29 protein-coding genes are annotated in these 25255 nt (G+C 62.5%); 19 read left to right on the forward strand and 10 right to left on the reverse strand.

Annotated features, from left to right (window positions below):
- Nucleotides 1-27: 27 nt before the first annotated feature.
- Nucleotides 28-2070, reverse strand: coding sequence for a S9 family peptidase (locus LU682_RS07095; RefSeq protein ID WP_010955252.1), 2043 nt, complete (start codon nucleotides 2068-2070; stop codon nucleotides 28-30).
- Between the two features lie 179 nt (nucleotides 2071-2249).
- Here LU682_RS07095 and LU682_RS07100 point away from each other — a divergent pair, with 179 nt between their 5' ends.
- The 3 genes from LU682_RS07100 to LU682_RS07110 are packed head-to-tail and all read left to right on the forward strand — an operon-like array spanning nucleotide 2250 to nucleotide 4066.
- Entirely contained in the window at nucleotides 2250-2747 is a 498-nt protein-coding gene (locus tag LU682_RS07100) for a hypothetical protein (RefSeq protein ID WP_010955251.1), read from the forward strand.
- A 14-nt stretch (nucleotides 2748-2761) separates the two neighbouring features.
- Nucleotides 2762-3535: a class II glutamine amidotransferase gene (locus LU682_RS07105; protein ID WP_010955250.1), complete on the forward strand. Its 774-nt coding sequence runs from the start codon at nucleotides 2762-2764 to the stop codon at nucleotides 3533-3535.
- 9 nt (nucleotides 3536-3544) lie between these two features.
- Complete coding sequence (locus LU682_RS07110) at nucleotides 3545-4066, forward strand: DUF2937 family protein (RefSeq protein WP_010955249.1); 522 nt, start codon at nucleotides 3545-3547, stop codon at nucleotides 4064-4066.
- Nucleotides 4067-4138: 72 nt separating this feature from the next.
- Here the strand turns inward: LU682_RS07110 and LU682_RS07115 are convergent, their stop codons facing one another.
- The gene (locus LU682_RS07115; protein ID WP_010955248.1) at nucleotides 4139-5050 is read right to left on the reverse strand and encodes a LysR family transcriptional regulator; all 912 of its coding nucleotides are present in this window, start codon (nucleotides 5048-5050) and stop codon (nucleotides 4139-4141) included.
- A 130-nt stretch (nucleotides 5051-5180) separates the two neighbouring features.
- Between LU682_RS07115 and LU682_RS07120 the strand changes: the two genes are divergently transcribed.
- Genes LU682_RS07120 through LU682_RS07135 form a run of 4 tightly spaced genes read left to right on the forward strand, consistent with a single transcriptional unit; the run spans nucleotide 5181 to nucleotide 8853 of the window.
- Nucleotides 5181-6467, forward strand: coding sequence for an MFS transporter (locus tag LU682_RS07120; RefSeq protein ID WP_010955247.1), 1287 nt, complete (start codon nucleotides 5181-5183; stop codon nucleotides 6465-6467).
- A 9-nt stretch (nucleotides 6468-6476) separates the two neighbouring features.
- Nucleotides 6477-7253 carry a 5-oxoprolinase subunit PxpA gene (locus tag LU682_RS07125; RefSeq protein WP_010955246.1) on the forward strand — a complete coding sequence of 259 codons (777 nt, stop codon included), beginning with the start codon at nucleotides 6477-6479 and terminating at the stop codon, nucleotides 7251-7253.
- Complete coding sequence (gene pxpB / locus LU682_RS07130) at nucleotides 7253-7939, forward strand: 5-oxoprolinase subunit PxpB (RefSeq protein WP_049586992.1); 687 nt, start codon at nucleotides 7253-7255, stop codon at nucleotides 7937-7939. Before LU682_RS07125 ends, pxpB begins: the two co-directional genes overlap by 1 nt.
- Nucleotides 7936-8853, forward strand: coding sequence for a 5-oxoprolinase subunit C family protein (locus tag LU682_RS07135; RefSeq protein WP_010955244.1), 918 nt, complete (start codon nucleotides 7936-7938; stop codon nucleotides 8851-8853). The genes pxpB and LU682_RS07135 overlap by 4 nt, the downstream gene beginning before the upstream one ends.
- A 52-nt stretch (nucleotides 8854-8905) precedes the next feature.
- Here the strand turns inward: LU682_RS07135 and LU682_RS07140 are convergent, their stop codons facing one another.
- The 3 genes from LU682_RS07140 to LU682_RS07150 all read right to left on the reverse strand — a co-directional run bounded on the left by LU682_RS07140 (nucleotide 8906) and on the right by LU682_RS07150 (nucleotide 12218).
- Nucleotides 8906-10084, reverse strand: coding sequence for a vWA domain-containing protein (locus LU682_RS07140; RefSeq protein WP_010955243.1), 1179 nt, complete (start codon nucleotides 10082-10084; stop codon nucleotides 8906-8908).
- Nucleotides 10085-10097: 13 nt separating this feature from the next.
- Nucleotides 10098-10943, reverse strand: coding sequence for an AAA family ATPase (locus LU682_RS07145; protein WP_003254658.1), 846 nt, complete (start codon nucleotides 10941-10943; stop codon nucleotides 10098-10100).
- Nucleotides 10944-11144: 201 nt separating this feature from the next.
- Entirely contained in the window at nucleotides 11145-12218 is a 1074-nt protein-coding gene (locus LU682_RS07150) for a DUF748 domain-containing protein (RefSeq protein WP_010955242.1), read from the reverse strand.
- A gap of 132 nt (nucleotides 12219-12350) precedes the next feature.
- Here LU682_RS07150 and cysK point away from each other — a divergent pair, with 132 nt between their 5' ends.
- The 4 genes from cysK to LU682_RS07170 all read left to right on the forward strand — a co-directional run bounded on the left by cysK (nucleotide 12351) and on the right by LU682_RS07170 (nucleotide 15749).
- On the forward strand, nucleotides 12351-13325 hold the full coding sequence (gene cysK / locus LU682_RS07155) for a cysteine synthase A (RefSeq protein ID WP_010955241.1): 975 nt from the start codon (nucleotides 12351-12353) through the stop codon (nucleotides 13323-13325).
- Nucleotides 13326-13498: 173 nt separating this feature from the next.
- Complete coding sequence (locus LU682_RS07160; protein ID WP_010955240.1) at nucleotides 13499-14434, forward strand: aspartyl/asparaginyl beta-hydroxylase domain-containing protein; 936 nt, start codon at nucleotides 13499-13501, stop codon at nucleotides 14432-14434.
- Between the two features lie 156 nt (nucleotides 14435-14590).
- Nucleotides 14591-14752, forward strand: a complete 162-nt coding sequence (locus LU682_RS07165) for a hypothetical protein (RefSeq protein ID WP_154070663.1) — start codon at nucleotides 14591-14593, stop codon at nucleotides 14750-14752.
- Nucleotides 14753-14867: 115 nt separating this feature from the next.
- Nucleotides 14868-15749: a DMT family transporter gene (locus LU682_RS07170; protein WP_003254651.1), complete on the forward strand. Its 882-nt coding sequence runs from the start codon at nucleotides 14868-14870 to the stop codon at nucleotides 15747-15749.
- A gap of 3 nt (nucleotides 15750-15752) precedes the next feature.
- Here LU682_RS07170 and LU682_RS07175 read toward each other — a convergent pair whose 3' ends face one another.
- Nucleotides 15753-16211 carry a DUF4265 domain-containing protein gene (locus tag LU682_RS07175; protein ID WP_049586995.1) on the reverse strand — a complete coding sequence of 153 codons (459 nt, stop codon included), beginning with the start codon at nucleotides 16209-16211 and terminating at the stop codon, nucleotides 15753-15755.
- A 13-nt stretch (nucleotides 16212-16224) separates the two neighbouring features.
- The gene (locus LU682_RS07180) at nucleotides 16225-17100 is read right to left on the reverse strand and encodes a DMT family transporter (RefSeq protein ID WP_010955237.1); all 876 of its coding nucleotides are present in this window, start codon (nucleotides 17098-17100) and stop codon (nucleotides 16225-16227) included.
- Nucleotides 17101-17304: 204 nt separating this feature from the next.
- Here LU682_RS07180 and aceK point away from each other — a divergent pair, with 204 nt between their 5' ends.
- Nucleotides 17305-19020: a bifunctional isocitrate dehydrogenase kinase/phosphatase gene (gene aceK / locus LU682_RS07185; protein WP_010955236.1), complete on the forward strand. Its 1716-nt coding sequence runs from the start codon at nucleotides 17305-17307 to the stop codon at nucleotides 19018-19020.
- Between the two features lie 19 nt (nucleotides 19021-19039).
- On the opposite strand, the gene LU682_RS07190 is transcribed toward aceK, so the two are convergent.
- On the reverse strand, nucleotides 19040-19900 hold the full coding sequence (locus LU682_RS07190) for a DUF6279 family lipoprotein (RefSeq protein WP_010955235.1): 861 nt from the start codon (nucleotides 19898-19900) through the stop codon (nucleotides 19040-19042).
- A 130-nt stretch (nucleotides 19901-20030) separates the two neighbouring features.
- Here LU682_RS07190 and LU682_RS07195 point away from each other — a divergent pair, with 130 nt between their 5' ends.
- Nucleotides 20031-20867, forward strand: coding sequence for a CvfB family protein (locus LU682_RS07195; protein ID WP_010955234.1), 837 nt, complete (start codon nucleotides 20031-20033; stop codon nucleotides 20865-20867).
- Nucleotides 20868-20872: 5 nt separating this feature from the next.
- Here the strand turns inward: LU682_RS07195 and LU682_RS07200 are convergent, their stop codons facing one another.
- A complete protein-coding gene (locus LU682_RS07200) occupies nucleotides 20873-21253 on the reverse strand; it encodes a hypothetical protein (protein ID WP_003254641.1) in 381 nt (126 codons plus the stop codon).
- Between the two features lie 235 nt (nucleotides 21254-21488).
- Between LU682_RS07200 and LU682_RS07205 the strand changes: the two genes are divergently transcribed.
- The 3 genes from LU682_RS07205 to def all read left to right on the forward strand — a co-directional run bounded on the left by LU682_RS07205 (nucleotide 21489) and on the right by def (nucleotide 23314).
- A complete protein-coding gene (locus tag LU682_RS07205) occupies nucleotides 21489-21668 on the forward strand; it encodes a CsbD family protein (RefSeq protein WP_010955233.1) in 180 nt (59 codons plus the stop codon).
- A gap of 153 nt (nucleotides 21669-21821) precedes the next feature.
- Complete coding sequence (locus tag LU682_RS07210) at nucleotides 21822-22778, forward strand: YihY/virulence factor BrkB family protein (protein ID WP_010955232.1); 957 nt, start codon at nucleotides 21822-21824, stop codon at nucleotides 22776-22778.
- The gene (gene def / locus LU682_RS07215) at nucleotides 22778-23314 is read left to right on the forward strand and encodes a peptide deformylase (RefSeq protein WP_010955231.1); all 537 of its coding nucleotides are present in this window, start codon (nucleotides 22778-22780) and stop codon (nucleotides 23312-23314) included. Before LU682_RS07210 ends, def begins: the two co-directional genes overlap by 1 nt.
- Here def and LU682_RS07220 read toward each other — a convergent pair.
- Nucleotides 23269-23637 carry a GNAT family N-acetyltransferase gene (locus LU682_RS07220; RefSeq protein WP_232014117.1) on the reverse strand — a complete coding sequence of 123 codons (369 nt, stop codon included), beginning with the start codon at nucleotides 23635-23637 and terminating at the stop codon, nucleotides 23269-23271. The genes def and LU682_RS07220 overlap by 46 nt on opposite strands.
- A gap of 354 nt (nucleotides 23638-23991) precedes the next feature.
- Between LU682_RS07220 and LU682_RS07225 the strand changes: the two genes are divergently transcribed.
- The 3 genes from LU682_RS07225 to LU682_RS07235 all read left to right on the forward strand — a co-directional run bounded on the left by LU682_RS07225 (nucleotide 23992) and on the right by LU682_RS07235 (nucleotide 25255).
- Nucleotides 23992-24249, forward strand: coding sequence for a DUF2790 domain-containing protein (locus LU682_RS07225; RefSeq protein WP_003254632.1), 258 nt, complete (start codon nucleotides 23992-23994; stop codon nucleotides 24247-24249).
- A gap of 191 nt (nucleotides 24250-24440) precedes the next feature.
- Complete coding sequence (locus LU682_RS07230) at nucleotides 24441-24866, forward strand: YybH family protein (RefSeq protein ID WP_010955229.1); 426 nt, start codon at nucleotides 24441-24443, stop codon at nucleotides 24864-24866.
- Nucleotides 24867-24910: 44 nt separating this feature from the next.
- Complete coding sequence (locus LU682_RS07235) at nucleotides 24911-25255, forward strand: YciI family protein (protein WP_010955228.1); 345 nt, start codon at nucleotides 24911-24913, stop codon at nucleotides 25253-25255.

Genomic DNA, 25255 nt, shown 5'->3' on the forward strand with positions numbered 1-25255 from the left:
GGGGGGTGCAACGCGCCCCCCGCTATCTCAAAGAATACCCAGCTCGCCAAACACGAACGCATACTCCAGAGCCACATCCTTCAACCCCTGGTACCGCCCGCTCATCCCGCCATGCCCAGCCCCCATCTCGGTCTTGAGCAGCAGCAGGTTGCTGTCGGTCTTGAGTGTGCGCAACTTCGCCACCCATTTGGCTGCCTCCCAATACTGCACGCGGCTGTCGTTGTAGCCCGCCACCACCAGCATCGCCGGGTAGGCCTGCGCTTTCAGGTTCTCGTACGGCGCATAAGCCTTGATCCGTTCATACACCTCCGGCTCCTCAGGGTTGCCCCATTCGTCGTACTCGGTCACGGTAAGCGGCAGCTCCGGGTCGAGCATGGTGTTGAGCACGTCGACGAACGGCACTTCGGCAATGGCGCAGCGGAACAGCGCCGGGCGCAGGTTGAGCACCGCGCCGATCAGCAGGCCGCCAGCGCTGCCACCACTGATGGCCAGGCGGTCGGCGGCAGTCACGCCCTGGCTGATCATGTGCTCGGCGCAGGCGATGAAGTCGCTGAACGTGTTGTGCTTGTACTCCTGCTTGCCGGCACGGTACCAGGCTTCCCCCAGTTCACCACCACCTCGCACGTGGGCGATGGCAAAGGCCACGCCGCGCTCCAGCAGGCTCAGGCGCGCATGTGAGAACCAGGGGTCGAGGCTTTCGCCATAGGCACCATAGCCGTACAGGTACAGTGGCACGGTCTTGCCCAGGTCCTGGCGGCGGCGTACCAGGCTGATCGGCACCAGGGTGCCGTCCGCTGCGGTTGCCCACAGGCGCTCACTGACATAGTCATCGGCATCGAATGCACCGAGCACCGGGGTTTGCTTGAGCACCACCTGGGCGCCCGTGGGCAACGTCAGTTGGCGCACCTGGGCCGGGCGGTTGAGCGCTTCGTAGCGCAAGCGTATGCGAGTGCTGGCAAATTCAAGGCTGTCCTGCACGTACAGGCTGTAGGCTGCGTCTGGCAGTTCGACGCGGTAGGCCGGCAAGCCCTGCGGGCGGACTTCGATGATCGGCAGGCCGCCTTCGCGCAGGCTCAGGGTGAGGGCACCGGCGTTCAGGCTGAGGCCTTCGAGCATGACCGCGTCGCGGTGCGCCACCAGCACCTGCCACTGTTCGCGGCTTGGCACTGGCGCGGCTGGCGCGTGGTACAGGGCGAAGTTGATGCCATCCTGGTTGGTGCGGATGAACCAGCGCCACTGGCCGTCGAGTTGGCCATGGTCGGGGAAGTATTCGTGGCCTTCGACGCGCGGCGCCAGGCAGGTGAACGGCGCCTGCGGGGTTTCGGCGTCCAGCACCCAGGCCTCGCTGGTGGTCTTGCTGTTCAGCAGCAGCACCAGCTGGCGCTCGGAGCTGGTGCGGTAGCAGTGCAGGAAGAAACGCCCATCTGGCTCTTCGAACACGGTGTGCGCGGCGTCGGTGCCCAAGGTGTGGCGACGCAGGCGCCATGGGCGGTGGGTGTCGTCCAGCTCTGCGAAGAAGAGCGTCTGGCTGTCGTTGGCCCAGGTCAGGCTACCGTCGCAGTCGTCGAAGGGCAGGGTAGTGACACTGCCACTAGCCAGGTCTTTGACGTACAGGGTATAGATTTCGTCGCCGCTGGTGTCGAGGCTATAGGCCAGCAGGCGGTGGTCGGGGCTGATGTTGAACGCGCCCAGGGAGAGGAAACCGCCGTTGGCCAGGGCGTTGGGGTCGAGCAGCAGTTGCTCCTGGCTTTCATCGACGGTGTTCGAGTCGTCGGCCGGACGTGGGCAGCGGTAGTGACGCGGATATTCGTCGCCGGCGGTGGTACGGGTGTAGTACAGGTAGGGGCCCCAGGGCGCCGGCAATGACAGGTCGGTCTCCAGGATGCGGCCCTTGATTTCTTCGAACAGGCGCTCACGCAACGGTGCCTGGTCGGCCAGGCAGGCTTCCTGGTAGGCGTTTTCAGCTTGCAGGTAAGCGAGTACCTCGGGGGTGTCGCGCTGTTGCAGCCAGGCATACGGGTCGGTGGCCTGGTCGGCTTGGGCAATCGGGGGTTGGGGCTTGGTTGGCATTGAAGGTCTCTTGATTGGAGTTGCCTGTGCCGGCCTCTTCGCGGGTAAACCCGCTCCAACAGGGATCGCACCGAGGTAGGAGCGGGTTTACCCGCGAAGAGGCCGGCACAGGCAAACACTGTCTGCGCCCGGAAAAGTGTTTATCATAGGCATCTCTTTGCCTGGCTTGCACGAACACCATGACCGAGAACGACTACACCTTCGCCTGGGGCTTGTACGCAGTAGCCGCCTTAGGGTGCCTGCTGGTGGGCTTCAAGCTCACCGGCTGGATGTGGCGCTGGCTGCGCGAACCGCTACGCGTGGTGCTGGCGGTGCTGCTGCTGACCCCGACCATCGTCGACCCGGTCAAGGACAGCTTCGCCCCTGCAATCGCCATCACTGCGCTGGATGTCGCTTTCAAGGTCGGCAACAACGCCTGGCGCGCTGTGTCCGACTTCGCCATGTACGGCATGATCGCCTTCGGCCTGTACTTCCTCTTCGTGCTGCTGCGCTGGCCGCTGGAAAAGCGCACGCACGCACGCCGTGAGCAGGCCGAAGCCGCCGCCAGGCGTCAGCGGGCCGAGGATGACCAGCTCGGCACCCAGGCGCCGCTGGCTGCCGAGCGCAGCGACCGTTACCGTGACGACTTGCCGCCAGCCGCTGCGCGTGGCGCAGGCCGGGTCGAGCCCCGTCTGTAAACGGAGACACGCCTATGTGTGAACTGCTGGGCATGAGTGCCAACGTCCCTACCGACATCGTTTTCAGCTTCACCGGCCTGATGCAGCGGGGCGGGCGAACCGGCCCGCACCGTGACGGCTGGGGGATAGGCTTTTACGAAGGCCGCGGCCTGCGCCTGTTCCAGGACCCGGCCGCGAGCAGCGAGTCGGAAGTGGCCAACCTCGTGCAGCGCTACCCGATCAAAAGTGAAGTGGTGATCGGTCATATCCGTCAGGCCAACGTCGGCAGGGTGTGCCTGTCCAACACCCACCCGTTCGTGCGGGAAATGTGGGGCCGCAACTGGTGCTTCGCGCACAACGGCCAGCTGGGTGACTTCAAGGGCCTGGCCAGTTTCTACCGGCCAGTGGGCGACACCGACAGCGAAGCGGCCTTCTGCGACTTGCTCAACCGCATCCGCAGCGCCTTCCCCGAACCGGTGCCGGTGGAACAGCTGCTGCCAGTGCTGGTCGAAGCCTGTGCCGGCTACCGGGATCTGGGGGTGTTCAACTGCATGCTCAGCGATGGCGACTGGCTGTTCTGCTTCTGCTCGACAAAGCTGGTGCACATTACCCGCCGTGCGCCATTCGGTGCCGCACGGTTGAAGGATGTCGACCTGATCGTCGATTTTCATACCGAAACCACCCCCAACGACGTGGTCACGGTGATTGCCACCGAGGCCCTGACCGAGAACGAGACCTGGCACCGCTACGCGCCGGGTCAGTGGGCCCTGTGGCGGCACGGCGAGTGCGTGGCGCACGGCCAGAGCTAAGGACGCTGCATGTTCAGAAGTTACCTGCGATTGCTGTTGTTCACCTTCGGCCTGCTGGCCGGTATCCAGGTCCCGGGGCTGGTCAAGGACTATAGCCAGCGGGTCGAGGCGCACCTGTTCGAATCGCGCGAGGCGCTCGATGGGTTCCGGCAAACGGCCGAGCGCTTTTTCAAGGGCGACTTGCAGGCGCTGCTGCAGCACTACCGCAGCAGCGACGACCCGGTGTTCAACAGTGATGCCAACAGCATCGAAAGCCTGATGATCCGCAACGAACTGCTGGAAAACGAATGGCAGGTGCTGCAAGGGTCATGGGCCGGGCGTACCTGGCATGTGCTGGTACAGGCCGACCCGCAGTTGCGTGAAGAAACCCTCAATGGCTACAGCTACCAGATTCTGCTGGTACCCGAGGCGATTGGCTGGGGTGTGGGTGCCGGTTTTGTGCTGGCCTTTGTGGTCGAAAGCCTGTTGCTGGGGATTGGCTGGCTGATCCTGGGCGGGCGGCGCAGGGTGGTGAAAGAGAGCTGGCGCTAAGTTCTGCTGTACCTGTACCGGCCCTTTCGCGGGCATGCCCGCGAAAGGGCCGCTACAGGCGGAGACTGTTGGTCAGACCAGCACGATCCGCTGCCCACCCACATCCCGCGCATACCGCGCCAACACCTGCCGGCAAACCCCAACCACCTCATCGACCAACGCCACCCCGGTCTGCCACGCCACCACCAGCTCAAGGCTCGGCGGCGGCTGCAACCCTTCCAGCAGCACCAGCTCGCCCCGGCCCAACTCGGCATCCACCAGCGCCGGCGGTAGCGCGCCAATGCCAAAGCCGTCGCGCAACAGCCGGGTAATCGCCGCCACCGAGTTCACACAATTCAACCGTGGTGCCTCTGCCCCCGCAGCCTGCAGCAAGCTCAGCACCTCCTGGTGCGGCCGTGAATTCTTCGAGAAGGTGATGATGCGCTCGCGCCCAAGTTCGGCCAGCGACGCATAGTCCCGGTGCTGGTGGGCGCCTGCGGCCACCACCCAGCCCATTGGGTAGCGTGCCAGGTCGAGGCTGCGGATCGATTGCTCGCGCAGCAAGTCGGTCTGCAAGATAACGTCAAGAAAGCCCTTCTGCAGCTGCTCGCGCAAGTTCAGCGCGGTGTCGGCCACCAGTTCGATTTCCACCTGTGGGTAGCGCTCGGTCAGCTCCGCCACCAGCGCGCTCATCCAGGTGTGGATCACAGTATCCATCACCCCGATGCGAATGCGCCCGACCTTGGCCCGGTCGCTGTCCAGCGATTGCTTCATGGCCTTGGCGGTTTCCAGCATGCGTTCGGCGTATTCCAGTACCTTGCTGCCTTCCGGGGTCAGGCTGACGCCGCGGGAGTCGCGCAGCAGCAGCTTCACGCCCAGGTCGGCCTCCAGTGCGGCAATGCGGCTGGATACCGAAGCCTGGGTGGTGAACAGCTTTTCTGCCGTCAGGCGGAAGCTCTTGAGCCGGGCGACCCAGACGAAGGTTTCGAGGAAGCGAAGGTTCATGATCAGTTTTTCTTAATCCAGACCGGCGGTTTTTTTCGTTGGACGCAGGCGAGGCGGCCTCTGAACAATGGCGCCCAGGCCGCGACGCTTCATGTCGCCCATAAAACAATACCAACAAGCCGAGGCATCCATGAACCCCACCGGCGTGCAGCAGCAGGTCAGTACCCTCCCTTCGTCCGGGCCTTTCGCCTGGTACCGCGACATCGACAAACAGCAACGACGTACCTTCTGGAGCTGCAAGATTGGCTATGGCCTGGACGGCATGGACACGCAGATGCTCAGTTTCGTCATCCCTACGCTGATCATGCTGTGGGGTATCACCACCACCGAAGCCGGGTTGATCCACACCAGCACGCTGATCGCCTCGGCTGTAGGAGGCTGGGTGGCCGGTATCCTCTCCGACCGCATCGGCCGGGTGCGTACCCTGCAACTGACGGTGTTGTGGTTCGCCTTCTTCACCTTCCTGTGCGGCTTCGCTCAGAACTACGAGCAATTGCTGATTGCCCGAACCCTGATGGGCTTTGGCTTCGGTGGCGAGTGGACCGCCGGCGCGGTGTTGATAGGCGAAGTGATCCGCGCCCAGGACCGCGGCAAGGCGGTGGGCATGGTGCAGTCCGGCTGGGCAATTGGCTGGGGCCTCACGGCCATCCTTTATGCGCTGCTGTTCTCCTGGCTGCCGGCAGAGCAGGCCTGGCGTGCGTTGTTCCTGCTGGGGCTGGTACCGGCAATCTTCGTGATCTTCGTTCGCCGCCTGGTCAAGGACCCTGAGGTCTATCGCAAGGCCAAGGCAGTGGAAAACGCCGAGGCACCTTCGCGCTTCTACGAAATCTTCGCCCCGGGCATGCTCTGGACCACTGTGCGGGCATCCCTGCTGACCACCGGGGCGCTCGGCGGCTACTACGCCATCACCTCGTGGCTGCCAACCTTCCTGAAGAACGAACGCGGCCTGAGCGTGCTGGGCACGGGTGGCTATCTGGCCATGGTGATCGTCGGCTCATACATGGGCTATGTGGTCAGCGCTTATCTATCCGACCTGCTGGGGCGCAAGAAGAACTTCATCCTGTTCGCCGTGGGCTCTTTCGTCATTGTGCTGTTGTACACGCAGATGCCGGTCAGCGATGGCGTGATGCTGTGGCTGGGCCTCCCGTTGGGCTTCTTCGCCTCGGGTATCTTCAGCGGCATGGGGGCGTTTCTGACCGAACTGTTCCCCACGCGCATTCGGGGTTCGGGGCAGGGCTTCTGTTACAACATCGGCAAGGTCATTGCCGCGCTGTTTCCGTTGATGATCGGCATGCTCGGCCAGAATGTTCCGCTGGGCCTGGGTATCGGCGTGTTTTCTGCGGTGTCCTACGGCATTGTGATCGTGGCGGCCTTGAGCTTGCCTGAAACCCGCGGCAAACAGCTGCAGGCGCGGTAAGGTAGGCATATGCACAACGACAAGGGAGACCGCGTGGTGGAACGCCTGCTACTCAATTGCGACATGGGCGAGAGTTTCGGCAGCTGGCGCATGGGCCTGGATGCCGAGGTCATGCCTTACATCGATTGCGCCAACATCGCCTGCGGCTACCACGCCGGCGACCCCGGTATCATGCGCCGCACGGTGACGTTGGCGCTTGAGCACGGGGTGACTATCGGCGCTCATCCGGCCTACCCGGACCTGGTCGGCTTCGGCCGCCGCTCCATGGCCTGCAGCCCGGAAGAAATCCGTGACCTGCTGCATTATCAGATCGGTGCGCTGGATGGCATCTGCAAAGTGCTGGGTGGTCGCGTGGCCTATGTGAAGCCCCATGGTGCGCTGTACAACGACATGATGGCCGACCCGCTCAAGCTGCGTACCGTGCTGGAGGCCGTCGCGGCCTATGACAGCAACCTGCCGTTGATGCTGATGGCCACCGCCGACAACCGTGCCGCCCAGGCACTGGGCGATGAAATCGGCGTGCCGCTGTGGTTCGAGGCGTTCGCAGACCGCGCATACACTGCCAGCGGCCATCTGCTGTCGCGGCGCCTGCCGGGCGCGGTGCATCACGACCCGGCGCGGGTGGTGGAGCAGGCGGTGCGTCTGGCCCGAGGCGAAACGCTGTTGGCTGACGATGGCAGCGCCTTGCAGCTTGCCGCCCGCACCCTCTGCGTGCATGGCGACAACGACAGTTCGGTGGCGGCGGTGCGGCAGATTCGCCAGGCCCTCGATGGGCTGGAGGTGTGATGAAGCCGCGAATCGAAGTGGTCGCCATCGACAGCCTGATGGTACGCCTGTTCGACCGTATCGATGAGGTCAACATGCCATGGATGCTCGCCGCCAGCCGGCGCTTGAGCGCGGCGTTCGGCGAGCATTTGCTGGACCTGGTGCCGTCTTATACTACGCTGATGGTGCAGTCTGCCCTGGCGCCAGGCGAGGCCAGGGCGCGAATCGCTCAGGCGCTGGACGGCTTGCAGCCTGACACAGGCAGTGGCGGCCGCCGACACGAGATCCCGGTGTGGTACGACGCCAGTGTCGGCCCCGAGCTGCCTGTGCTGGCAGCCCGCAGCGGCTTGAGTGAAGCGGAGATTGTTCGCTTGCACGGTGAACGCGATTACCCGGTGTTTGCCCTGGGCTTCGCACCGGGTTTCGGCTTCATGGGCCTGGTCGACGAGCGCCTGGCCAGCCCTCGTCTGAGTACCCCACGCAAGCGCGTGGCGGCGGGCAGCGTGGGTATTGCCGAGCGCCAGACGGCGGCCTACCCGGCAGTATCGCCGGGTGGCTGGAACCTGATCGGGCGCACCCCGGTGCGGTTGTTCGACCGTGAGCGTGAGGGTTACAGCCTCTTGCAACCCGGTGACCGGGTGCGCTTCGTGCCGGTTTCGCGCAGCGAATTCCTGGCCATGGGTGGTGATGTGGAGGCGCAGGGATGAAGCAGTTGATGATCGAGGCCAGTACGCCGTTGTGCCAGTTACAGGATGCCGGGCGCTTTGGCGTGCGCCACCTTGGCGTGACCCAGGGCGGGGCGCTGGACTGGGTGGCGATGCACTGGGCCAACTGGCTGCTGGGCAACCCGTTGGGGGCGCCGGTGGTCGAGGTGGCGCTGGGTGGTTTTTGCGTGGTGGCCGAACAGGATTGCGTGCTGGCCCTGGCCGGTGCCGACCTGGATGCGTGTGTCGATGATCAGCCCTTGGCGCCATGGCGCAGCTTTGCCCTGGCCAAGGGGCAGCGCTTGACCCTGAAGCAGCCCAAAGTGGGTGTGCGGGCGTATCTGGCGGCACCGGGTGGGTTTCTGGGCGAGGATGTGCTGGGCAGTTGTGCCACTGTGGTACGTGAAGCACTGGGTGGCATCGATGGCCAGGGTGCTGCGCTGGCTAAACACCAGGCATTGGCTTTTACCGGTAGCAATGCCCCCCTGCGCGAAGTGCCGCAAGCGTTGTGCCCGCAGTTCGCCCAAAAGCCGGTGCTGGACCTGGTGATGGGCGCGCAGATCGGTGAATTCAGCGGTACCAGCTTGTTCGAGGCATTCAACCGGGAGTGGACGCTGGATAGCCGGGCCGACCGCATGGGCATCCGGTTGTTGGGGCCGCAGCTGGTGTACCAAGGGGCGCCGATGATCTCCGAAGGGATCCCGCTGGGGGCGGTACAGGTGCCGCCAGACGGGCAGCCGATCGTGTTGCTCAATGACCGGCAAACCATTGGTGGGTACCCGCGGCTGGGCGCGCTGACGCCGCTGGCGCTGGCGCAACTGGCGCAGTGCATGCCGGGGACGGTGGTGCGGTTCAGGGCGGTGGTGCAGGACGAGGCCTGGCGAGAGCAGCAGCTTTACCTGGGGCGTTGGTCGTAAGACTGCTGGCCCTTTCGCGGGCGAGCCCGCGAAAGGGCCGGTACAGGCAACCTCACTTGGACAGGTAGCGCATCCCGTCCTCCAACCCTTGCAGGGTCAGCGGATACATCTTGTCCTCGATCAGGTCGCGCACCAGATGGGTCGAGGCGGTGTACTCCCAGGCCTGCTTGGGGTACGGGTTGATCCAGATGACCTTCCTGAATTTTTCCATGAAACGCTGGATCCACACATACCCGGCTTCTTCGTTCCAGTGCTCCACGCTGCCACCGGGCTGGGTGATCTCGTAGGGCGCCATGGCCGCGTCACCGACGAACACCACCTTGTAGTCATCGCCGTACTTGTGCAGCAGGTCGAAGGTGGAAAAACGTTCGGACGTGCGGCGCAGGTTGTTCTTCCACACCGACTCATAAACGCAATTGTGGAAGTAGTAATACTCCAGGTGCTTGAACTCGGTCTTGCAGGCCGAGAACAGCTCTTCGCAGACTTTGACGTGGGCGTCCATCGAACCGCCAATGTCGAACAGCAACAGCAGCTTCACGGTGTTGCGCCGCTCGGGGCGCATCTGGATGTTCAACAACCCGGCATCACGCGCGGTGTGGTCGATGGTGCCATCGATGTCGAGCTCTTCGGCGGCGCCTTCGCGGGCGAACTTGCGTAGCCGGCGCAGGGCCAGCTTGATGTTGCGGGTGCCAAGCTCGACCTGGTCGTCGAGGTTCTTGTACTCGCGTTGGTCCCAGACTTTTACTGCCTTGCCCTGACGCTTGCCGGCTTCACCGACGCGGATGCCCTCGGGGTTGAAACCACCCGAGCCGAATGGGCTGGTGCCGCCGGTGCCAATCCACTTGTTGCCGCCAGCGTGGCGTTCCTTTTGCTCTTCGAGGCGCTGCTTGAATGCCTCGATAAGCTTGTCCAGGCCGCCCAGCGACTGGATCTGCGCGCGTTCTTCATCGGTCAGCGAGCGCTCGAATTCCTTGCGCAGCCAGTCTTCGGGGATTAGCGCCTCGATATGCCGGTCGAGGTTTTCCAGGCCCTTGAAATAGGCTGCGAAGGCACGGTCGAACTTGTCGAAGTGGCGTTCATCCTTCACCAGGATGGCGCGGGCGAGGTAGTAGAACTCGTCCATGTCGGCGAACACCACGCGCTTTTGCAAGGCCTGGTGCAGGTCGAGCAGTTCACGCACCGAAACCGGCACCTTGGCCGCACGCATCTCATTGAACAGATTGAGCAGCATGGCCCTGCTCCTGTCAGCGGTTGCCGCGCCGGCTCATGAAGGCCAGGCGCTCGAGCAGTTGTACATCCTGCTCGTTTTTTACCAGCGCACCGGCCAGCGGCGGGATGGCCTTGGTCGGGTCGCGTTCGCGCAGCACCGCTTCACCGATGTTGTCGGCCATCAGCAGCTTGAGCCAGTCGACCAGCTCGGAGGTGGACGGCTTTTTCTTCAGGCCCGGCACCTTGCGCACGTCGAAGAACACATCCAGCGCCTCGCTGACCAGCGACTGGCTGATGTTCGGGTAGTGCACGTCGACAATCTGCTGCAGGGTAGTGCGGTCGGGGAAGGCGATGTAGTGGAAGAAGCAGCGGCGCAGGAAAGCGTCCGGCAGCTCTTTTTCGTTGTTCGAGGTAATGATGATGATCGGACGCTGTTTGGCCTTGATGGTCTCGTCGATTTCGTAGACGTAGAACTCCATCTTGTCGAGTTCTTGCAGCAGGTCGTTGGGGAATTCGATATCGGCCTTGTCGATTTCGTCGATCAGCAGGATGACCCGCTCGTCGGCCTCGAAGGCCTCCCAGAGCTTGCCCTTTTTCAGGTAGTTGCGCACATCGTGCACCTTGTCCACGCCCAGCTGCGAGTCGCGCAGGCGGCTGACCGCGTCGTACTCGTACAGCCCCTGGTGGGCCTTGGTGGTGGATTTGATGTGCCAGGTGATCAGGCGCGCCCCGAACGAAGCCGCCAACTGCTCGGCGAGCATGGTTTTGCCGGTGCCCGGTTCGCCCTTGACCAACAGCGGGCGTTCGAGGGTAATGGCCGCGTTTACCGCCAGTTTCAGGTCATCTGTGGCGACGTAGTCGCGGGTGCCTTCGAACTTCATGGGGGTTTGTCCTCTGTTTAGGGCTTTGCGGGCCTCTTCGCGGGTAAACCCGCGCCTAATAAGGTTGTAGGGGCGGGTTTACCCGCGAAGAGGCCCGAACAGGCAGCACATGATCTGGATTTGTTTCCGACTATAACGCGGGGCCTGGCGGCTGCAAACGCAGACCGGGTATTCAGTCCCTGAATGCCCCGTCACGCTGTCTCAGTCAGACTTCGGCGCTGGTTGCTCATAGCGCGCATTGAATGCCTGGACAAACCCATTGCGCAGGATCTGCAAGAACGCTTCGAAGGCACTGATATCCTGTTGGCGCACACTGCCGCTGAGTTCCACCCGGGTGGCGAACTGGTTTTTCGGCTGGTTCTTCAGCACCGTCTCCGTCGCACCCACCAGGGCCTCCCACACCGAGCGGAAGAAGCCCTTGTCCTTTTCCTCGACGTCCTGTTGCCAGTCGAACACGTCGACATCGCGCAGCAGCGGTTTTATATAGCCGTTCAGCCGGCCGTTTTCTGCCTGGGCCTCGATGACCACGTCACCGTGCCCGGCATTGAAGTCGAATTTGCCGTAGGCGCTGGCAAAGTCATTCAGTTTGCGCAGCTCGATGCCGGTGGCGCGAAGCCTGAATTCGAAGTCGTCGAAATCACTGAAAGGGTCGAAGGTGGCACGGCTTTCTACCTTCGCATCCCCCGCGATGAGCGCCGTCCCTTCGAAACTTGCATCGCGACGGCCTTGCTGGTCGCGCACGTTGGTCAAGTTGCGGATGCTGGCGTTCAACCGGGTGGCCTTGAGGTCGACCGGTGGCTTGGAATTGAAGTTGCGGAACGTCAGCACGCCATTGTCGATACGCACTTCGTTGAGGGTGATGGGCAGGAGTTTTTCCAGCTGCTGGCGCCAGTCAGTACCTTGGCCGGTCTGCGACGCCTGTTTGCTACCACCGTCGACAAAGTTCAGCTCGGGGTGCACGAAGGTCACCTCCGCCACCACTGCCTTGTCGTACCACAACGAATGCCAGCTCACCGAGAGGTCGATCAGTGGGGCGTCGAGAAACGGTACGGGCACCTTGCCGGTGGTCTTGACGATTTTCAGCCCGTTTATCTGATAGGCACCGCGCCACCAGGCCAGGTCCACATCGGCTACCTGGCCGCGGTAGTCACCCATGTCGGCCAGCTTGTCGTTGAGGTAGTCGCGCACCAGGTAGGGCAGGGCCAGGTGCAGCGCCACCAGCAGCACGATCAGGCTGGCCAGGCCGACCAGCGGCCAGCGATAGCGGGCTTTCATGAGGCTGTCTCCAAGGCGGGATGTGCGGTTGACCGCAACGTGCCGGGCTGAGTTCGAACAGGCTTTACGGGCCACCGCCGCAGGCTTACCCTTGAGGCATTTCCCTGCTTTTTCATGCCAAGGACCCCTGCCATGAGCCGTATCTTCGCAGACAACGCCCACTCCATCGGTAACACGCCGCTGGTGCAGATCAACCGCATCGCTCCGCGCGGTGTGACCATCCTGGCCAAGATCGAAGGGCGCAACCCCGGGTACTCGGTCAAATGCCGCATTGGCGCGAACATGGTCTGGGACGCCGAGAGCAGCGGCAAGCTCAAACCGGGCATGACCATTGTCGAGCCCACCTCGGGCAACACCGGCATCGGCCTGGCCTTCGTCGCCGCCGCCCGCGGCTACAAGCTGATGCTGACCATGCCCGCTTCGATGAGCCTGGAGCGCCGCAAGGTGCTGAAGGCACTGGGCGCCGAACTGGTATTGACCGATCCGGCCAAGGGCATGAAGGGCGCGATCGAGAAGGCCAACGAAATCGTCGCCTCCGACCCGGAGCAGTACTTCCTGCCGGGCCAGTTCGAAAACCCGGCCAACCCGGCCATTCACGAGAAAACCACCGGTCCTGAGATCTGGAACGACACGGACGGCGCCATCGACGTGCTGGTGGCAGGCGTGGGCACTGGCGGGACCATCACCGGCGTGTCGCGCTACATCAAACATACCCAGGGCAAGGCCATCCTGTCGGTGGCAGTGGAACCCGTGGCATCGCCACTGATCAGCCAGACCCTGGCCGGCGAAGAACTCAAGCCAAGCCCGCACAAAATCCAGGGCATCGGCGCCGGTTTCGTGCCGAAAAACCTCGACCTGTCGATTGTCGACCAAGTGGAGACGGTGACCGACGAAGAGTCCAAGGCCATGGCGATTCGCCTGATGCAGGAAGAGGGCATCCTTTGTGGTATTTCCTGCGGTGCGGCAATGGCGGCAGCGGTGCGTCTGGCCGAAAAACCGGAAATGCAGGGTAAGACCATCGTCGTAATCCTGCCCGATTCGGGCGAGCGATACTTGTCGAGCATGCTGTTCAGCGACATGTTCAGCGAGCAGGAAACCCAGCAGTAATCGGCCTTGCCGCTGATCCGGCGCAACGATCGGCGGACTGGTTTATTGCAAAATCTTCATGAATGCGATCCCGCCCGGGTTGTTTTTACCGCGGCGGGATCGGTTTATGATGGCAGGATGATTTTCTGGAGAGCAGGCAGCGCAGCCGTGACTCTTCCTCAAGGAGTGAAAGCATGACCTTTTCCTTTGCAGCCAAGGCGGGTGTCTTGCTGGTGTTTTTCGGCAGCGTGCTGTTCGTGCACTTGCGCGGCAAGGCCCGCCTGCCGGTGTTGCGCCAGTTCGTCAACCATTCGGCGCTGTTCGCCCCCTACAACGCGTTGATGTACCTGTTCTCCGGCGTGCCGTCCAAGCCTTACCTGGATCGCCAGCGCTTCCCCGAGCTGGACGTGTTGAAGGACAACTGGCAGGAAATCCGCGAAGAGGCCATGCGTCTGTTCGACGAAGGCTATATCCGTGCCGCTGAGAAAGATAACGACGCCGGCTTCGGTTCGTTCTTCAAGAAGGGCTGGAAGCGCTTTTACCTGAAGTGGTACGACAAACCGCTGCCTTCGGCGCAAACCCTGTGCCCGCGCACTGTCGAACTGGTCAGCCGCATCCCCAATGTCAAGGGCGCAATGTTTGCCCTGCTGCCCGGCGGCAGCCACCTGAACCCGCACCGCGACCCGTTCGCAGGTTCGCTGCGTTATCACCTGGGGCTGTCCACGCCCAACTCCGACGCATGCCGCATCTACGTGGACGGTGAGCAGTACGCCTGGCGTGATGGCGAAGACGTGATGTTCGACGAAACCTACGTGCACTGGGTCAAGAACGAAACCGACGTTACCCGCGTGATCCTGTTCTGCGACATCGAGCGCCCGCTGAGTAGCCCGCTGATGACGCGCATCAACCGTAAGGTCAGTGCCTTCCTCGGCCGCGCCACCGCGCCGCAGAACACCGACGACGAGCGCGTGGGCGGGATCAACCAGGCGTACGCCTGGAGCAAGCGCTTCAGCAACAGGATCAGCAGCCATGTGAAGCAGTTCAAACGTGCCAACCCCAAGGCTTACCGCGTGCTGCGGCCGGTACTGGCGGTGGTGGTGGCGTATCTGTTGTATCGCTGGTTGTTCTGATTTTTTCTGGTCTAACCGGCATCTTTGCGGGGCAAGCCCGCTGCCACAGGTGCGGCTGATCCTTCAAGGACGAGGGCGCGCGCGTGGAAGCGGGGTTGTGCTGCGAAGAATCACTCGCTATATTCCAGAACATTCACTTCTGCAAAGACCCCTGTCATGCCCGCCATCCCTTCCACCACACGCTTTGCCATCGCGCCAGTCGCGGGCATGGTCGTGCGTGGTAGCCAGCAGCCGGTCATGATCTGTCACTCCCCACCACCTGTCAGTGGCGTCGTAGGCGGCGTAGCTCCGCCTCATTGCGTGGTCGTGCTGGGCTGATCGGCTTCTTGCCGTACCCCTTCACACGCGCAACCTACTGAACACGGTCGGCCACTGCTCACGTGAAGCGCACGCCGTCCGTTTGGCTTATCTGCCTACTATCAGGTGGCAATTCATGTCTGTCTTTACCAAAACGTCCGTGGCCTCGGCGGCCACTACCTGCCTGTTCGTCCTGCTGTGGAGCAGCGGGGCGATCGTCTCCAAGCTCGGCCTGGCGCATGCCAGCCCGTTCGCCTTTCTGCTGTTGCGCTCGGCGCTGGCCCTGGCTGGCCTGTTGCTGATCGGCCCGTTGCTAGGGCTGCGCTGGCCGCGTACTCGCGGGAGCATTCTGCGCGCCCTGGGTACCGGTTGTGTGCTGCTCGGTGCCTATCAGATCTTCTATCTGTTGGCGCTTGATACCCATGTCACCCCCGGCGTCATGGCCACGGTGATGGGGGTACAACCGATCCTCACCGTGGTGCTGATGGAACGCCAGCGCTCCTGGAGCCGTTTGTTCGGCCTGGGTTTGGGGTTGGGCGGCTTGATCATGGTGGTCTACCAGGGCATCAACCTGGGCGGGGTATCGCTGGCGGGCATGCTGTTCGCCCTGCTGGCGTTGGTCAGCATGACCTTTGGCTCGATCCTGCAGAAGCGCATTACCGACAACCCCATGGGCACACTGCCGCTGCAGTACCTGGCCGGCTTTGCCATGTGCGCGCTGTTCGCACCTCTGCAGCCGCTTCATGTCGAGTGGACCGGCAGCTTCGTCGGTGCGCTGCTGTGGATGGGCCTGGTGGTCTCGCTGCTGGCAACCTTGCTGCTGTACCGGCTGATCGCCAAGGGCAACCTGGTCAATGTCACCAGCCTGTTCTACCTGGTGCCGGCAGTGACTGCGGTGATGGACTTGCTGATCTTCGGTAACCGCCTGGCACCGCTCAGCCTGCTGGGCATGGGGCTGATCGTGGTAGGGCTGCTGTTCGTGTTTCGCAAGCCCGCCGCGCGCCTGGCCGAAGCGTAGGCCCTAGCGGAACTCTTCGGGGATGGCGTGGCGCAACACGCCTTCCTCGAAGTCCAGCAGGCCGGCTTCGCGCTGGGTGAGCAGGTAGTAGAGCAGGGTATCGAGCGAGCGTTGCGGCGGGACCTCGACCGCCAACATCTTCACTGCTTGTTCGGTTTCACAGGCGCAGCCGAAATCCAGCAATGCTGCGCGTACCTGGTCGAGGGTTTCCGGTGGTTTGACGACCACCCGGAACACCGAGCTGCCGCTGCTGTGGCGCAGTTGTGCGAACCAGGTTTCGCCTGCTTCCTCGCGGGTGTCGATCACGTCGCCCGGGGCGATGCCATAGACATGGAAGGGTATGTTGTCGATGGCATAGCCGCCTTCCACGGCCTTGGCCCACAGGCCCTCGACCGAGGCCGGTGGGTAGCCGTTCTCGTCCTGTTCCAGGCGGAACAGGACCTTTTTGTACGCGCTGTTCATGCAGTACCCCGCTTCAACTGCGCGCCGGGCGCAGCACCAGCCACAAGGCCAGGCCAATCAGCAGGCCGCCGTATAGATGCGCCATCGACAACGGCTCATTCAGCAGCCATGCCCCCCACAATACGCCGAATACCGGGATCAGGAACGTTACGGTGCTGGCTTTTACCGGGCCGATTTCTTCGAGCAGGCGGAAGTACAGGATGTAGGCAAAGGCGGTGCACAGCAAACCCAGCCCCAGCAACGACAACCACACCTCCCAGCCCCCCCAGCTGGCGGGCGGTTGGGTGAGTGCGCTCCAGCCGAACAGCGGGGTCAGCATCAGCGTTGCGCCGAGCATGCTGCCCAGTGCGGAAAGACGGCTGTCCAGGCCGCTGATCCAGCGGCGGGCGAGGAACCCGGCAAAGCCGTAGCAGGTGGTGGCCGCCAGGCAGGCGAGGGCGCCTTGCAGCAGGGCCATGTCCAGTGCCACCGGGCCGGCGCCGCTAAGGATGCCGACGCCGAACAGGCCAAGGAAGATGCCGCAGAGTTTGGCCAGGGTCATTGGCTCGCGGAAGAACAGTACGCCGACCAGCACGCCCATCAACGGGGTGGTGGCGTTGAAGATCGCCGAATAGCCGGCCGGCAGCACCTGGGCCGCCACCGAGTAGAAGGTGGCGGGGATGCCGGAGTTGATCATGCCCAGCACCAGGCACGCGCCGAGCTTGCCCTGGAAGTTCCAGCGCACACGGGCGGCGGCCAGTATCACGATCAGGCCCAGACAGGCGATGGAGACCCGGAAGAACGCGGTCGGCACCGTGCCCAGTTCGGGGGCGATGATGCGCATGAACAGGAAACTCGCTCCCCAGACGGCGGCAAGGGTCAGCAGGCGGGCTAGGGCGATGGGGCTCACAACGGTCTCCGGAGGTAAGGCAGGGGCGCGAGTGTACGCCAGGGGGCGGGGGGATTCTTGTGCTTTCTTGCTGTGTAATTCCTCTTGGGCTGCGGGGCTCTGGGCAAGGCAACTGCAACTACAGCTCGGGCCTTCAATGGCAGTAACCCATGAAGCCAAGGGCGGCTAAGCTCTGTACTCAATCCCAGCTCCGAGGCCCCACGCATGTCCCAGCCCTGGCCCGCTGTCGAAATCGCCCGGATGATCCTCGCCGGCTTCGACGACTACCGCGATCATTTCCAGCGCATCACCCTGGGTGCTCGCCAGCGCTTCGAACAGGCGCGCTGGCAGGATATCCAGCAGGCCGCCGCTGCCCGCATCAATCTCTACGAAGAGAAAGTCGCCGAAGTCAACGGTTGGCTGCGCCAGGCCTTTGCTGCAGAGGTGCTGCTGGATGTGGAACAGTGGCCGCTGGTGAAAAACGCCTATATCCACCTGATCGACCCCCGCCTGGACGACGAGTTGGCAGAGACCTGGTACAACTCGCTGTTTTGCAGCCTCTTCAGCCATGACCTGATCAGCGACGGCTGCATGTTCATCCACACTACCCGGCCTTCCATGCGCGGCCGCGAGCGCGCCGCGCAAACCCGTACCTATCGGCTTGACGGCAGTCTCAGGAACTTGCTGCGCGCGGTGTTCGCCGATTACCCGTTCGACATGCCCTATGGCGACCTGGAAGGCGACCTGGCGCGGCTGGAAGAACAACTGCGCGAATGCCTGCCCGACTGGGTGTGCAAGGACCCGGCGCTGGCCGTGGAGCTGTTTGTACCCGTGCTTTACCGCAACAAGGGGGCCTATCTGGTCGGCCGCCTGTACAACAGCGATGAGCAGTGGCCGTTGGTGATTCCCTTGCTGCACCGCGAGGGCCACGGCATCGAGGCCGATGCGCTGATTACCGACGAGGCCGAGGTGTCGATCATCTTTTCGTTCACCCGCTCTTACTTCATGGCCGATGTCCCGGTGCCCGCCGAGTTCGTCAATTTCCTCAAGCGCATCCTGCCGGGCAAGCACATTGCCGAGCTGTATACCTCGATCGGGTTCTACAAGCAGGGCAAGTCGGAGTTCTACCGCGCACTGATCAACCACCTGGCCAGCAGTGATGACCGCTTTGTCATGGCACCAGGGGTGCGGGGCATGGTCATGAGCGTGTTCACCTTGCCCGGCTTCAATACGGTGTTCAAGATCATCAAGGACCGCTTCTCGCCATCGAAAACCGTGGATCGCGCCACGGTGATCGACAAGTATCGGCTGGTGAAGAGTGTCGACCGGGTGGGGCGTATGGCCGACACCCAGGAGTTTGCCGATTTTCGCTTTCCGCGCAGCAAGTTCGAGCCGGATTGCCTGGCCGAGTTGCTGGAGGTGGCGCCGTCGACGGTGGCGCTGGAGGGCGACACGGTGCTGATCCGCCACTGTTGGACCGAGCGGCGCATGACGCCGTTGAACCTGTACCTGGAGCAGGCCACCGAAGGCCAGGTGCTGGAGGCGCTGGAGGACTACGGCCTGGCCATCAAGCAGTTGGCGGCGGCGAACATCTTCCCCGGCGACATGTTGCTGAAGAACTTTGGTGTGACCCGTCATGGCCGGGTCGTGTTCTACGACTATGACGAAATCAGCTTCCTGACCGAGGTGAATTTCCGCCACATTCCGCCACCGCGTTACCCGGAGGACGAAATGTCGGGCGAGCCGTGGTACTCGATCGGGCCGCATGATGTGTTCCCCGAAGAGTTTCCGCCGTTTCTGTTTGCCGATATGGGCCAGCGGCGGTTGTTCAGCCGCTTGCATGGGGAACTGTATGACGCGGATTACTGGAAGGGGCTGCAGGCGGCGATACGTGAGGGGAAAGTGATCGATGTGTTTCCGTATCGGCGCAAGGCCCGGTGAATCAGCGCGAACAGGCCTGTCACGCCTTCAAACACTTCATCTCGCTCAAATGGGTACGCACCTTGCCCAACCGTTCCTGCAGGAACCTCCGTTGCTGCGGGGTGCTCTGCCGCACCAGGTCCACCAGCAGGCTGCGTGCCTGCTGCTCGCTATTCCGATACGCCGCCCGGTATTCGGGTGTCCACAAACTCTCCTTGCGTTGCAACAAGGTCGCCAGGCGCGGTTCGAAGCTGGAGTCGTTGCGCTGGTTCATTGCCAACAGCAGTTGCTGCTGCCAGTGGGCACGGTTGGCGATCCATTCACGGTTCTGGTCACCCAGCGCTTGAGACCAGGCCTGGATGCGTTGCTTCTGTACCGCCGTCAACTCGCCAAACCATGGCGTCAGGCGTTTTTCCATGCGTTCGCTACGGCGGGCCATCTGCTTGGGCAATGGCGTATCCACATACTGCTTCTGCCGTTCACTGATGTCTTCGCGGAAGGCCTCACGCATCTGCGCTACCTGGTTGTCGCTCATGCCGCGCAGCAGTTCGGTGGCCGAAGGGGTGATTTCCTCGGCCAATCGACCAATTGCCTCACGGACCTCGCGGGTGCTTTGCTGCAGGGCCTGGTCGGTGACCTGGTCGTCGGCGACCATGTCACGTAGCCGGTCGAGCCAGTCGAGGTAGCCGGGCAGTTGAGTCTTGCAATGCCAGGCCAGGTGCTCGCGCAACCGATCATCCAGCAGCGCCCTTTGCTCGCGGTTCATGTCCAGGTAGTCGCTCAGCGACCACGGCACCAGGCGGTCGAGGTTGCGATAGGCCAGGTCGATGCGGCTGCAGGCGGCCAAGGCCAGGGCGAAGCCGATGGCGATAAGCAGGGCTTTGGGCAGGCGTAGCGGCATGTGCTGTTCCTTCCTCAGGCTGGCCAGAAGGTAGATGCAAGTGCGGCCTGGCGGTTCCACTGCATGAGTGGTCGGGCCATGTGGTGGCTTCAGGTGTAGAATAGCCGCCTTGTCTTGAGGATCATCGGAAATGGCTCTGCTTGGGCGTTACAACAGTTTGCAAATCGTGAAACACGTGGACTTCGGTCTGTACCTGGACGGCGGCGCCGATGGCGAAATCCTGCTGCCCGGGCGCTACATCCCGAAAAACGCCGAGACCGAGGTCGATGACTGGTTGAACGTGTTCATCTACCTGGACAGCGAAGACCAGCTGATCGCCACCACCGAGAAGCCCAAGGTGCAGGTCGGCGAGTTCGCCAGCCTGAAGGTCAAGGACATCAACGGTGCCGGTATCTTCCTGGACTGGGGCCTGTCCAAGGACTTGCTGATGCCGTACTCGGAAGAGGCTCGGCCACTGAAGATCGGTGATTACTGCGTGGTGCACGTGTACCTCGACAAGCGCACCCGCCGGATCACTGCCACGTCGCGCCTGGACCGCTACCTCGATGTCACCCCGGCCGACTACAAGGTTGGCCAGCCGGTCGAGCTGCTGGTGGCCGGCGAAACGCCGATGGGCTTCAAGGCCATCATCAACAACCGCCACTGGGGCCTGATCCACAAGAACGAGGTGTTCAAGTTCTTGCGCTCGGGCATGCACGAGAAGGGCTTCATCAAGGAAGTGCGCCAGGACGGCAAGATTTCACTGAGCCTGCAGCCGGTAGGCGCCGCCCTGGCGGACACCCTGCAAGAGCAGATCATGGCGCGCCTGGAAGCCGAAGGCGGGGTGTTGGGGGTGTGCGACAAGAGTGACCCTGCGTTGATCAGCAAGCTGTTCAACGTCAGCAAGGGCAACTTCAAGAAGGCCATTGGCGGGTTGTTCAAGCAGGGCCTGATCGTCATCCATGACGATCGCATCGAGAAAGCCTGACGGCCTTACGCCTGTACGAAGTTGCGGAAGTCCAGCTGCTCGCCACCCGGACGGGTGTCGCGCAGCAGCGAGTCCCGGTCGGCGCTGAGGGCCAGGCTGATGGTGGAGCGGCGCTTGCCAGGCTTGCGCACTTCCATTTGCTCAAGGTGAGCCTTGAGGAAATTGGTGGGCACCTTCAGGTGCTGCAGCTCATCGCTTTCCGGCGTGTGCAGCAGCAGGTTGACCCAGTCGGCCTGGCCCTTGCCCAGCAGTGCCACCGGCACTTCGAACCACCACAGGTTGCGTTTGTTGTCCAGGATGGCGAACAGGGTGTTGCTGCTGGTCAGCACCGGCCGGGCCAGTGCTTCGTTGCGCCGGGCGATGGCGGCGGGTTTGTCGAGTTTCATGCAGGTTCCTGCGCGTTGACGCTATGAAGGCCTGCATTGTGAGGGGTGGCACGGGGCGGAGCAAGGTTTGTGACTTGCGGTGCCAGTGCCGGCCTCTTCGCGGGCTTGGGCGGTATTCGCCTGCCGTTTTACCGTTCGGCTTCTGGCCGGGAAATCCGTTGAAACTCCTGGCCCAGGCGTTGGGTCAACCTTCTGTCGACACGGTTCACGTGTCTCCATTTGCAGGAGTTTTGCCATGAGCGGTACTAAAGACAAAGCGAAAGGCTTGGCCAACGAAGCGATCGGCAACGTGAAACAGGGTGTTGGCAAGGTGACCGACAACGAAAAGCTGCGGGCCGAAGGCAAGGCGCAGGAGCTCAAAGGCGAGGCGCAGCAGGTCAAGGGAAATGTGAAGGATGCGGTGAAGAAGCCTTGACTTGAGGCGGTGCCGGCCTCTTCTCGGGTGAACCCGCGAAGAGGCCGGCACTTATTCGTAAGCAAATTCTTCAACCACGGCCGGGAGCAGCACAGCTCGGGCACGGTCTATTAGACTTGCCTGTGTAACGATCAAGCGGCGAAAGGAGACGCTATGATTTTCCCCGACCTGCGCGGCTTGCCCCTGCACCGCGTGCTGGTTCGCACCGTCAAGGAATTCCTCGACGACGAGATGTCCACCTATGCCTCAGCGCTGGCCTACCAGGCGCTGTTCTCGCTATTCCCCTTCCTGTTGTTCCTGATTGCCCTGATCGGTTTCCTACATTTGCCGGACTTTTTCTCCTGGCTGCGTCTGCAATCGGAACTGGTGTTGCCGCCCCAGGCGCTGGAGCAGGTGAACCCGGTGATCGACCAGCTGCAACAATCCAAGGGTGGGCTGCTGTCGGTGGGTATCGTGATCGCCCTGTGGACCGCCTCCGCCGGCGTGCGCCTGATGATGAGCGCCATGAACGCCGCTTACGATGTGTCCGAAGGTCGCCCGGTGTGGAAGCGTATCCCGCTTTCCATTTTCTACACCGTGGGCCTGGCTGGCATGCTGCTGGCGGCCGCAGCTCTGATGGTGCTGGGCCCGCAGGTGATGGAATGGATAGCTGCCCAGATCGGCATGCAGGAGTTCATCGTCACACTGTGGACCATCCTGCGCTGGCCGGTGATCATCATTCTGCTGATGGTGGCAGTGGCCCTGATCTATTACGTGATGCCTGATGTGAAACAGCAGTTTCGCTTCATCACCCCGGGCTCGGTGCTGGCGGTTGTGGTGTGGATCGTGGCCTCCCTGGGCTTTGCCTACTACGTGAAGACCTTTGCCGACTACAACGCCATGTACGGCAGCATTGGTGCAATCATCGTGCTGTTGCTGTATTTCTATATTTCGGCTGCCGTGCTGCTGCTCGGCGCCGAAATGAATGCGGTGATCGAGCACATGTCAGCCGAAGGCAAGAACCCGGGCGAGAAAGACTTCGACGGGGAAAAGCCCAAGGAAACCTTGACTGTACTGGGTCACGAGCACCCAAACCCGAGCAAGCCTCATAGCGTCGAGCCGAACCCCTGATGATCCGTGACATTCTCAAGATGGGCGACGAACGCCTGCTGCGCATCGCTCCGCCAGTGCCCGAGCACATGCTTGGCAGTGCCGAACTGCAGCAACTGATCGACGACATGTTCGAAACCATGCGTCACGTCGGCGGTGTGGGCCTGGCCGCCCCGCAGGTCGGCATCGACCTGCAGTTGGTGATCTTCGGCTTCGAGCGCAGCGAGCGATACCCCGATGCCGAGGCGGTGCCGCAGACCATTTTGCTGAATCCGGTCATCACCCCGACCTCCAGCGAGGTCGAGGACGGCTGGGAGGGGTGTCTGTCGGTGCCTGGCTTGCGCGGCGTGGTGCCGCGCTTCAAGCATATCTGCTACCAAGGGATCGACCCCCAGGGCAGCCCGATCAACCGCTTTGCCGATGGCTTCCATGCACGAGTGGTGCAACACGAGTGCGACCACTTGATCGGCCGGCTATACCCCTCGCGCATCCAGGACTTTGCCAAGTTCGGCTACACCGAGGTGCTGTTCCCTGGGCTCGAGGTCAGCGAGGACTGACTTCGCTGCAGGGCTACCAGGCGTTTGTTGCGCTGATAGCGTAGCAGGCGGCTGGCCAGGGCTTCTGGCAGCTGTTGGGCCAGGTCGAAACCCAGGCGCTGGTAGAAGGGCATCAGGTCGGGGTGACAGAACAGCCAGACGGGCCCGCCAACCTGCGCCAGCGCGGCCTCGACCAATCGCGCAGCCACCCCTTGGTTGCGCCGCTGCGGGGCGACGAACAGGCCCGTCAGCCAGAATCCCTCACCCACCGCACTCAGGCTCAGCCCGGCGATGATGCCAGGGGCCCGTGCTACCCACAGTTCGGCGTCGCTTGCAGCGCGCATGCGTGAGCTGTGCTGGCGGTAGAAGTGGTCCAGCAAACGGCGTTCTGTGTCCGAAAGCGTCGAACAGTACAATTGTTCAGAAATGGTGAGCCCTACCCTGAAACGAGGCCAGAGGCTCTGGCCTGATGATTTGCGGCCACTTTGTCGCAGATTGTTGCAAAACCGGCAAGGGTGAATATCCGACTACGGGGTTCAACTATTGCTGGCCGGGAGTAGAATTTTGTTCATCCCCCCTGGCAGTACGAAGCGGGATCGGTACTTCGTGCCATCTAGACCCTAGATGACAACTTCTCCGCGCCGGATACGGCAATAGAAGTCAATCGATCAGCTTGAACGCTCAAAAGGCAAAACCACATGAAACCATTACTGATTCTTGCATTGGTCGGTATGTCCTCGTTCGCCCTCGCCGATGAGGCCAAACCCGTCTCCAGCGAGCCTGTGGCTCAGCAGTACGACTACTCGATGAACCTGGACATCAAGCGGGTGATCAACCTGTCGACCATCCCCAATGTCTGCGAAGTGGTACCTGCGACCATGACCTATGAAGACCATCAGGGCCAGGTGCACACCATTCAGTACCGGGCCATGGGTGAAGGTTGCCAGCAGGGTTGACTGGCGGTGCCCGCCACAGGGGCTGAAAACGCTGTGGCGGGCACTTGCTGGCCCTGATGCGATCTCCCGGGTGCTCCGCCAATACAGAATAATTTCCCCCACCTGTCGAATCCTCCGCTTACCGTTCGACCATAGCTGAAGGCACGCTTCACACCGTGCCCCAACCCCTATGATCTGTCGGAGGTACCCCGATGAGCACCGCAGCCGAATCCGAAATCCGCCAATTGATCGAGCGCTGGATGCAAGCCGTGCGCGATCGCGACATCCCGGGCATCATCGCCCCCTACGCCGACGATATCGTCGCCTTCGATGCCATCCAGGCTCTGCAATTCAAAGGCAAGTCGGCCTACACGGCGCACTGGGAAATGTGCATGGGCATGTGCACCGGCCCCATGGTGTTCGAACTTGCCCAACTCACCGTGCACGCCGCTGGCGATCTGGCCCTGGCCCATTGGCTGAACCGCTGCGGCCCGGGCGACGACGAAAGCCAGTGCGGCTTCATGCGCGCCACGGTGGGCTATCGTCGTCAAGGCGGCCAGTGGCAGGTAATCCACGAACACTGGTCGGCGCCTTTCGACATGGAAACGCAAAAAGCGCTGTTTGATCTCAAGCCCTGAGCCGTTATCGCCAAACGCACTTTGCCAATACCCTGGAGGCGACCATGAAATACCTGTGCCTGGTCTATTGTGACGAGGGGCTGTTGCACAGCCTGCCCGACAGCCCGGCAGACGCCGAATGCATGGCCTACGCCGAAGCCATTCACGGTTCCGGGCGCATGCTGGCGGCCGAGGCGCTGAAGCCGGTGCAGACGGCCACCACGGTACGCATGCGCAACGGACACATGAGCCTGACAGACGGCCCGTTCGCCGAAACCAAGGAGCAACTGGCGGGCTTTTACCTGGTGGAGGCCCGCGACCTCAACGAAGCGCTGAATATCGCCAAGGGCATCCCTGCCGCGCGGGTCGGTAGTGTCGAGGTGCGACCAGTGCGCGAGCTGCAACCCTGA

This window comes from Pseudomonas alloputida, from assembly GCF_021283545.2.
Taxonomy (GTDB): Bacteria; Pseudomonadota; Gammaproteobacteria; order Pseudomonadales; family Pseudomonadaceae; genus Aquipseudomonas; species Aquipseudomonas alloputida.

Coding starts and splice junctions, on each gene's coding strand:
- LU682_RS07095 (WP_010955252.1), bottom strand. CDS start 2,070: ATGCCAACCAAGCCCCAACCCCCGATTGCCCAAGCCGACCAGGCCACC.
- LU682_RS07100 (WP_010955251.1), top strand. CDS start 2,250: ATGACCGAGAACGACTACACCTTCGCCTGGGGCTTGTACGCAGTAGCC.
- LU682_RS07105 (WP_010955250.1), top strand. CDS start 2,762: ATGTGTGAACTGCTGGGCATGAGTGCCAACGTCCCTACCGACATCGTT.
- LU682_RS07110 (WP_010955249.1), top strand. CDS start 3,545: ATGTTCAGAAGTTACCTGCGATTGCTGTTGTTCACCTTCGGCCTGCTG.
- LU682_RS07115 (WP_010955248.1), bottom strand. CDS start 5,050: ATGAACCTTCGCTTCCTCGAAACCTTCGTCTGGGTCGCCCGGCTCAAG.
- LU682_RS07120 (WP_010955247.1), top strand. CDS start 5,181: ATGAACCCCACCGGCGTGCAGCAGCAGGTCAGTACCCTCCCTTCGTCC.
- LU682_RS07125 (WP_010955246.1), top strand. CDS start 6,477: ATGCACAACGACAAGGGAGACCGCGTGGTGGAACGCCTGCTACTCAAT.
- pxpB (WP_049586992.1), top strand. CDS start 7,253: ATGAAGCCGCGAATCGAAGTGGTCGCCATCGACAGCCTGATGGTACGC.
- LU682_RS07135 (WP_010955244.1), top strand. CDS start 7,936: ATGAAGCAGTTGATGATCGAGGCCAGTACGCCGTTGTGCCAGTTACAG.
- LU682_RS07140 (WP_010955243.1), bottom strand. CDS start 10,084: ATGCTGCTCAATCTGTTCAATGAGATGCGTGCGGCCAAGGTGCCGGTT.
- LU682_RS07145 (WP_003254658.1), bottom strand. CDS start 10,943: ATGAAGTTCGAAGGCACCCGCGACTACGTCGCCACAGATGACCTGAAA.
- LU682_RS07150 (WP_010955242.1), bottom strand. CDS start 12,218: ATGAAAGCCCGCTATCGCTGGCCGCTGGTCGGCCTGGCCAGCCTGATC.
- cysK (WP_010955241.1), top strand. CDS start 12,351: ATGAGCCGTATCTTCGCAGACAACGCCCACTCCATCGGTAACACGCCG.
- LU682_RS07160 (WP_010955240.1), top strand. CDS start 13,499: ATGACCTTTTCCTTTGCAGCCAAGGCGGGTGTCTTGCTGGTGTTTTTC.
- LU682_RS07165 (WP_154070663.1), top strand. CDS start 14,591: ATGCCCGCCATCCCTTCCACCACACGCTTTGCCATCGCGCCAGTCGCG.
- LU682_RS07170 (WP_003254651.1), top strand. CDS start 14,868: ATGTCTGTCTTTACCAAAACGTCCGTGGCCTCGGCGGCCACTACCTGC.
- LU682_RS07175 (WP_049586995.1), bottom strand. CDS start 16,211: ATGAACAGCGCGTACAAAAAGGTCCTGTTCCGCCTGGAACAGGACGAG.
- aceK (WP_010955236.1), top strand. CDS start 17,305: ATGTCCCAGCCCTGGCCCGCTGTCGAAATCGCCCGGATGATCCTCGCC.
- LU682_RS07190 (WP_010955235.1), bottom strand. CDS start 19,900: ATGCCGCTACGCCTGCCCAAAGCCCTGCTTATCGCCATCGGCTTCGCC.
- LU682_RS07195 (WP_010955234.1), top strand. CDS start 20,031: ATGGCTCTGCTTGGGCGTTACAACAGTTTGCAAATCGTGAAACACGTG.
- LU682_RS07200 (WP_003254641.1), bottom strand. CDS start 21,253: ATGAAACTCGACAAACCCGCCGCCATCGCCCGGCGCAACGAAGCACTG.
- LU682_RS07205 (WP_010955233.1), top strand. CDS start 21,489: ATGAGCGGTACTAAAGACAAAGCGAAAGGCTTGGCCAACGAAGCGATC.
- LU682_RS07210 (WP_010955232.1), top strand. CDS start 21,822: ATGATTTTCCCCGACCTGCGCGGCTTGCCCCTGCACCGCGTGCTGGTT.
- def (WP_010955231.1), top strand. CDS start 22,778: ATGATCCGTGACATTCTCAAGATGGGCGACGAACGCCTGCTGCGCATC.
- LU682_RS07220 (WP_232014117.1), bottom strand. CDS start 23,637: ATGCGCGCTGCAAGCGACGCCGAACTGTGGGTAGCACGGGCCCCTGGC.
- LU682_RS07225 (WP_003254632.1), top strand. CDS start 23,992: ATGAAACCATTACTGATTCTTGCATTGGTCGGTATGTCCTCGTTCGCC.
- LU682_RS07230 (WP_010955229.1), top strand. CDS start 24,441: ATGAGCACCGCAGCCGAATCCGAAATCCGCCAATTGATCGAGCGCTGG.
- LU682_RS07235 (WP_010955228.1), top strand. CDS start 24,911: ATGAAATACCTGTGCCTGGTCTATTGTGACGAGGGGCTGTTGCACAGC.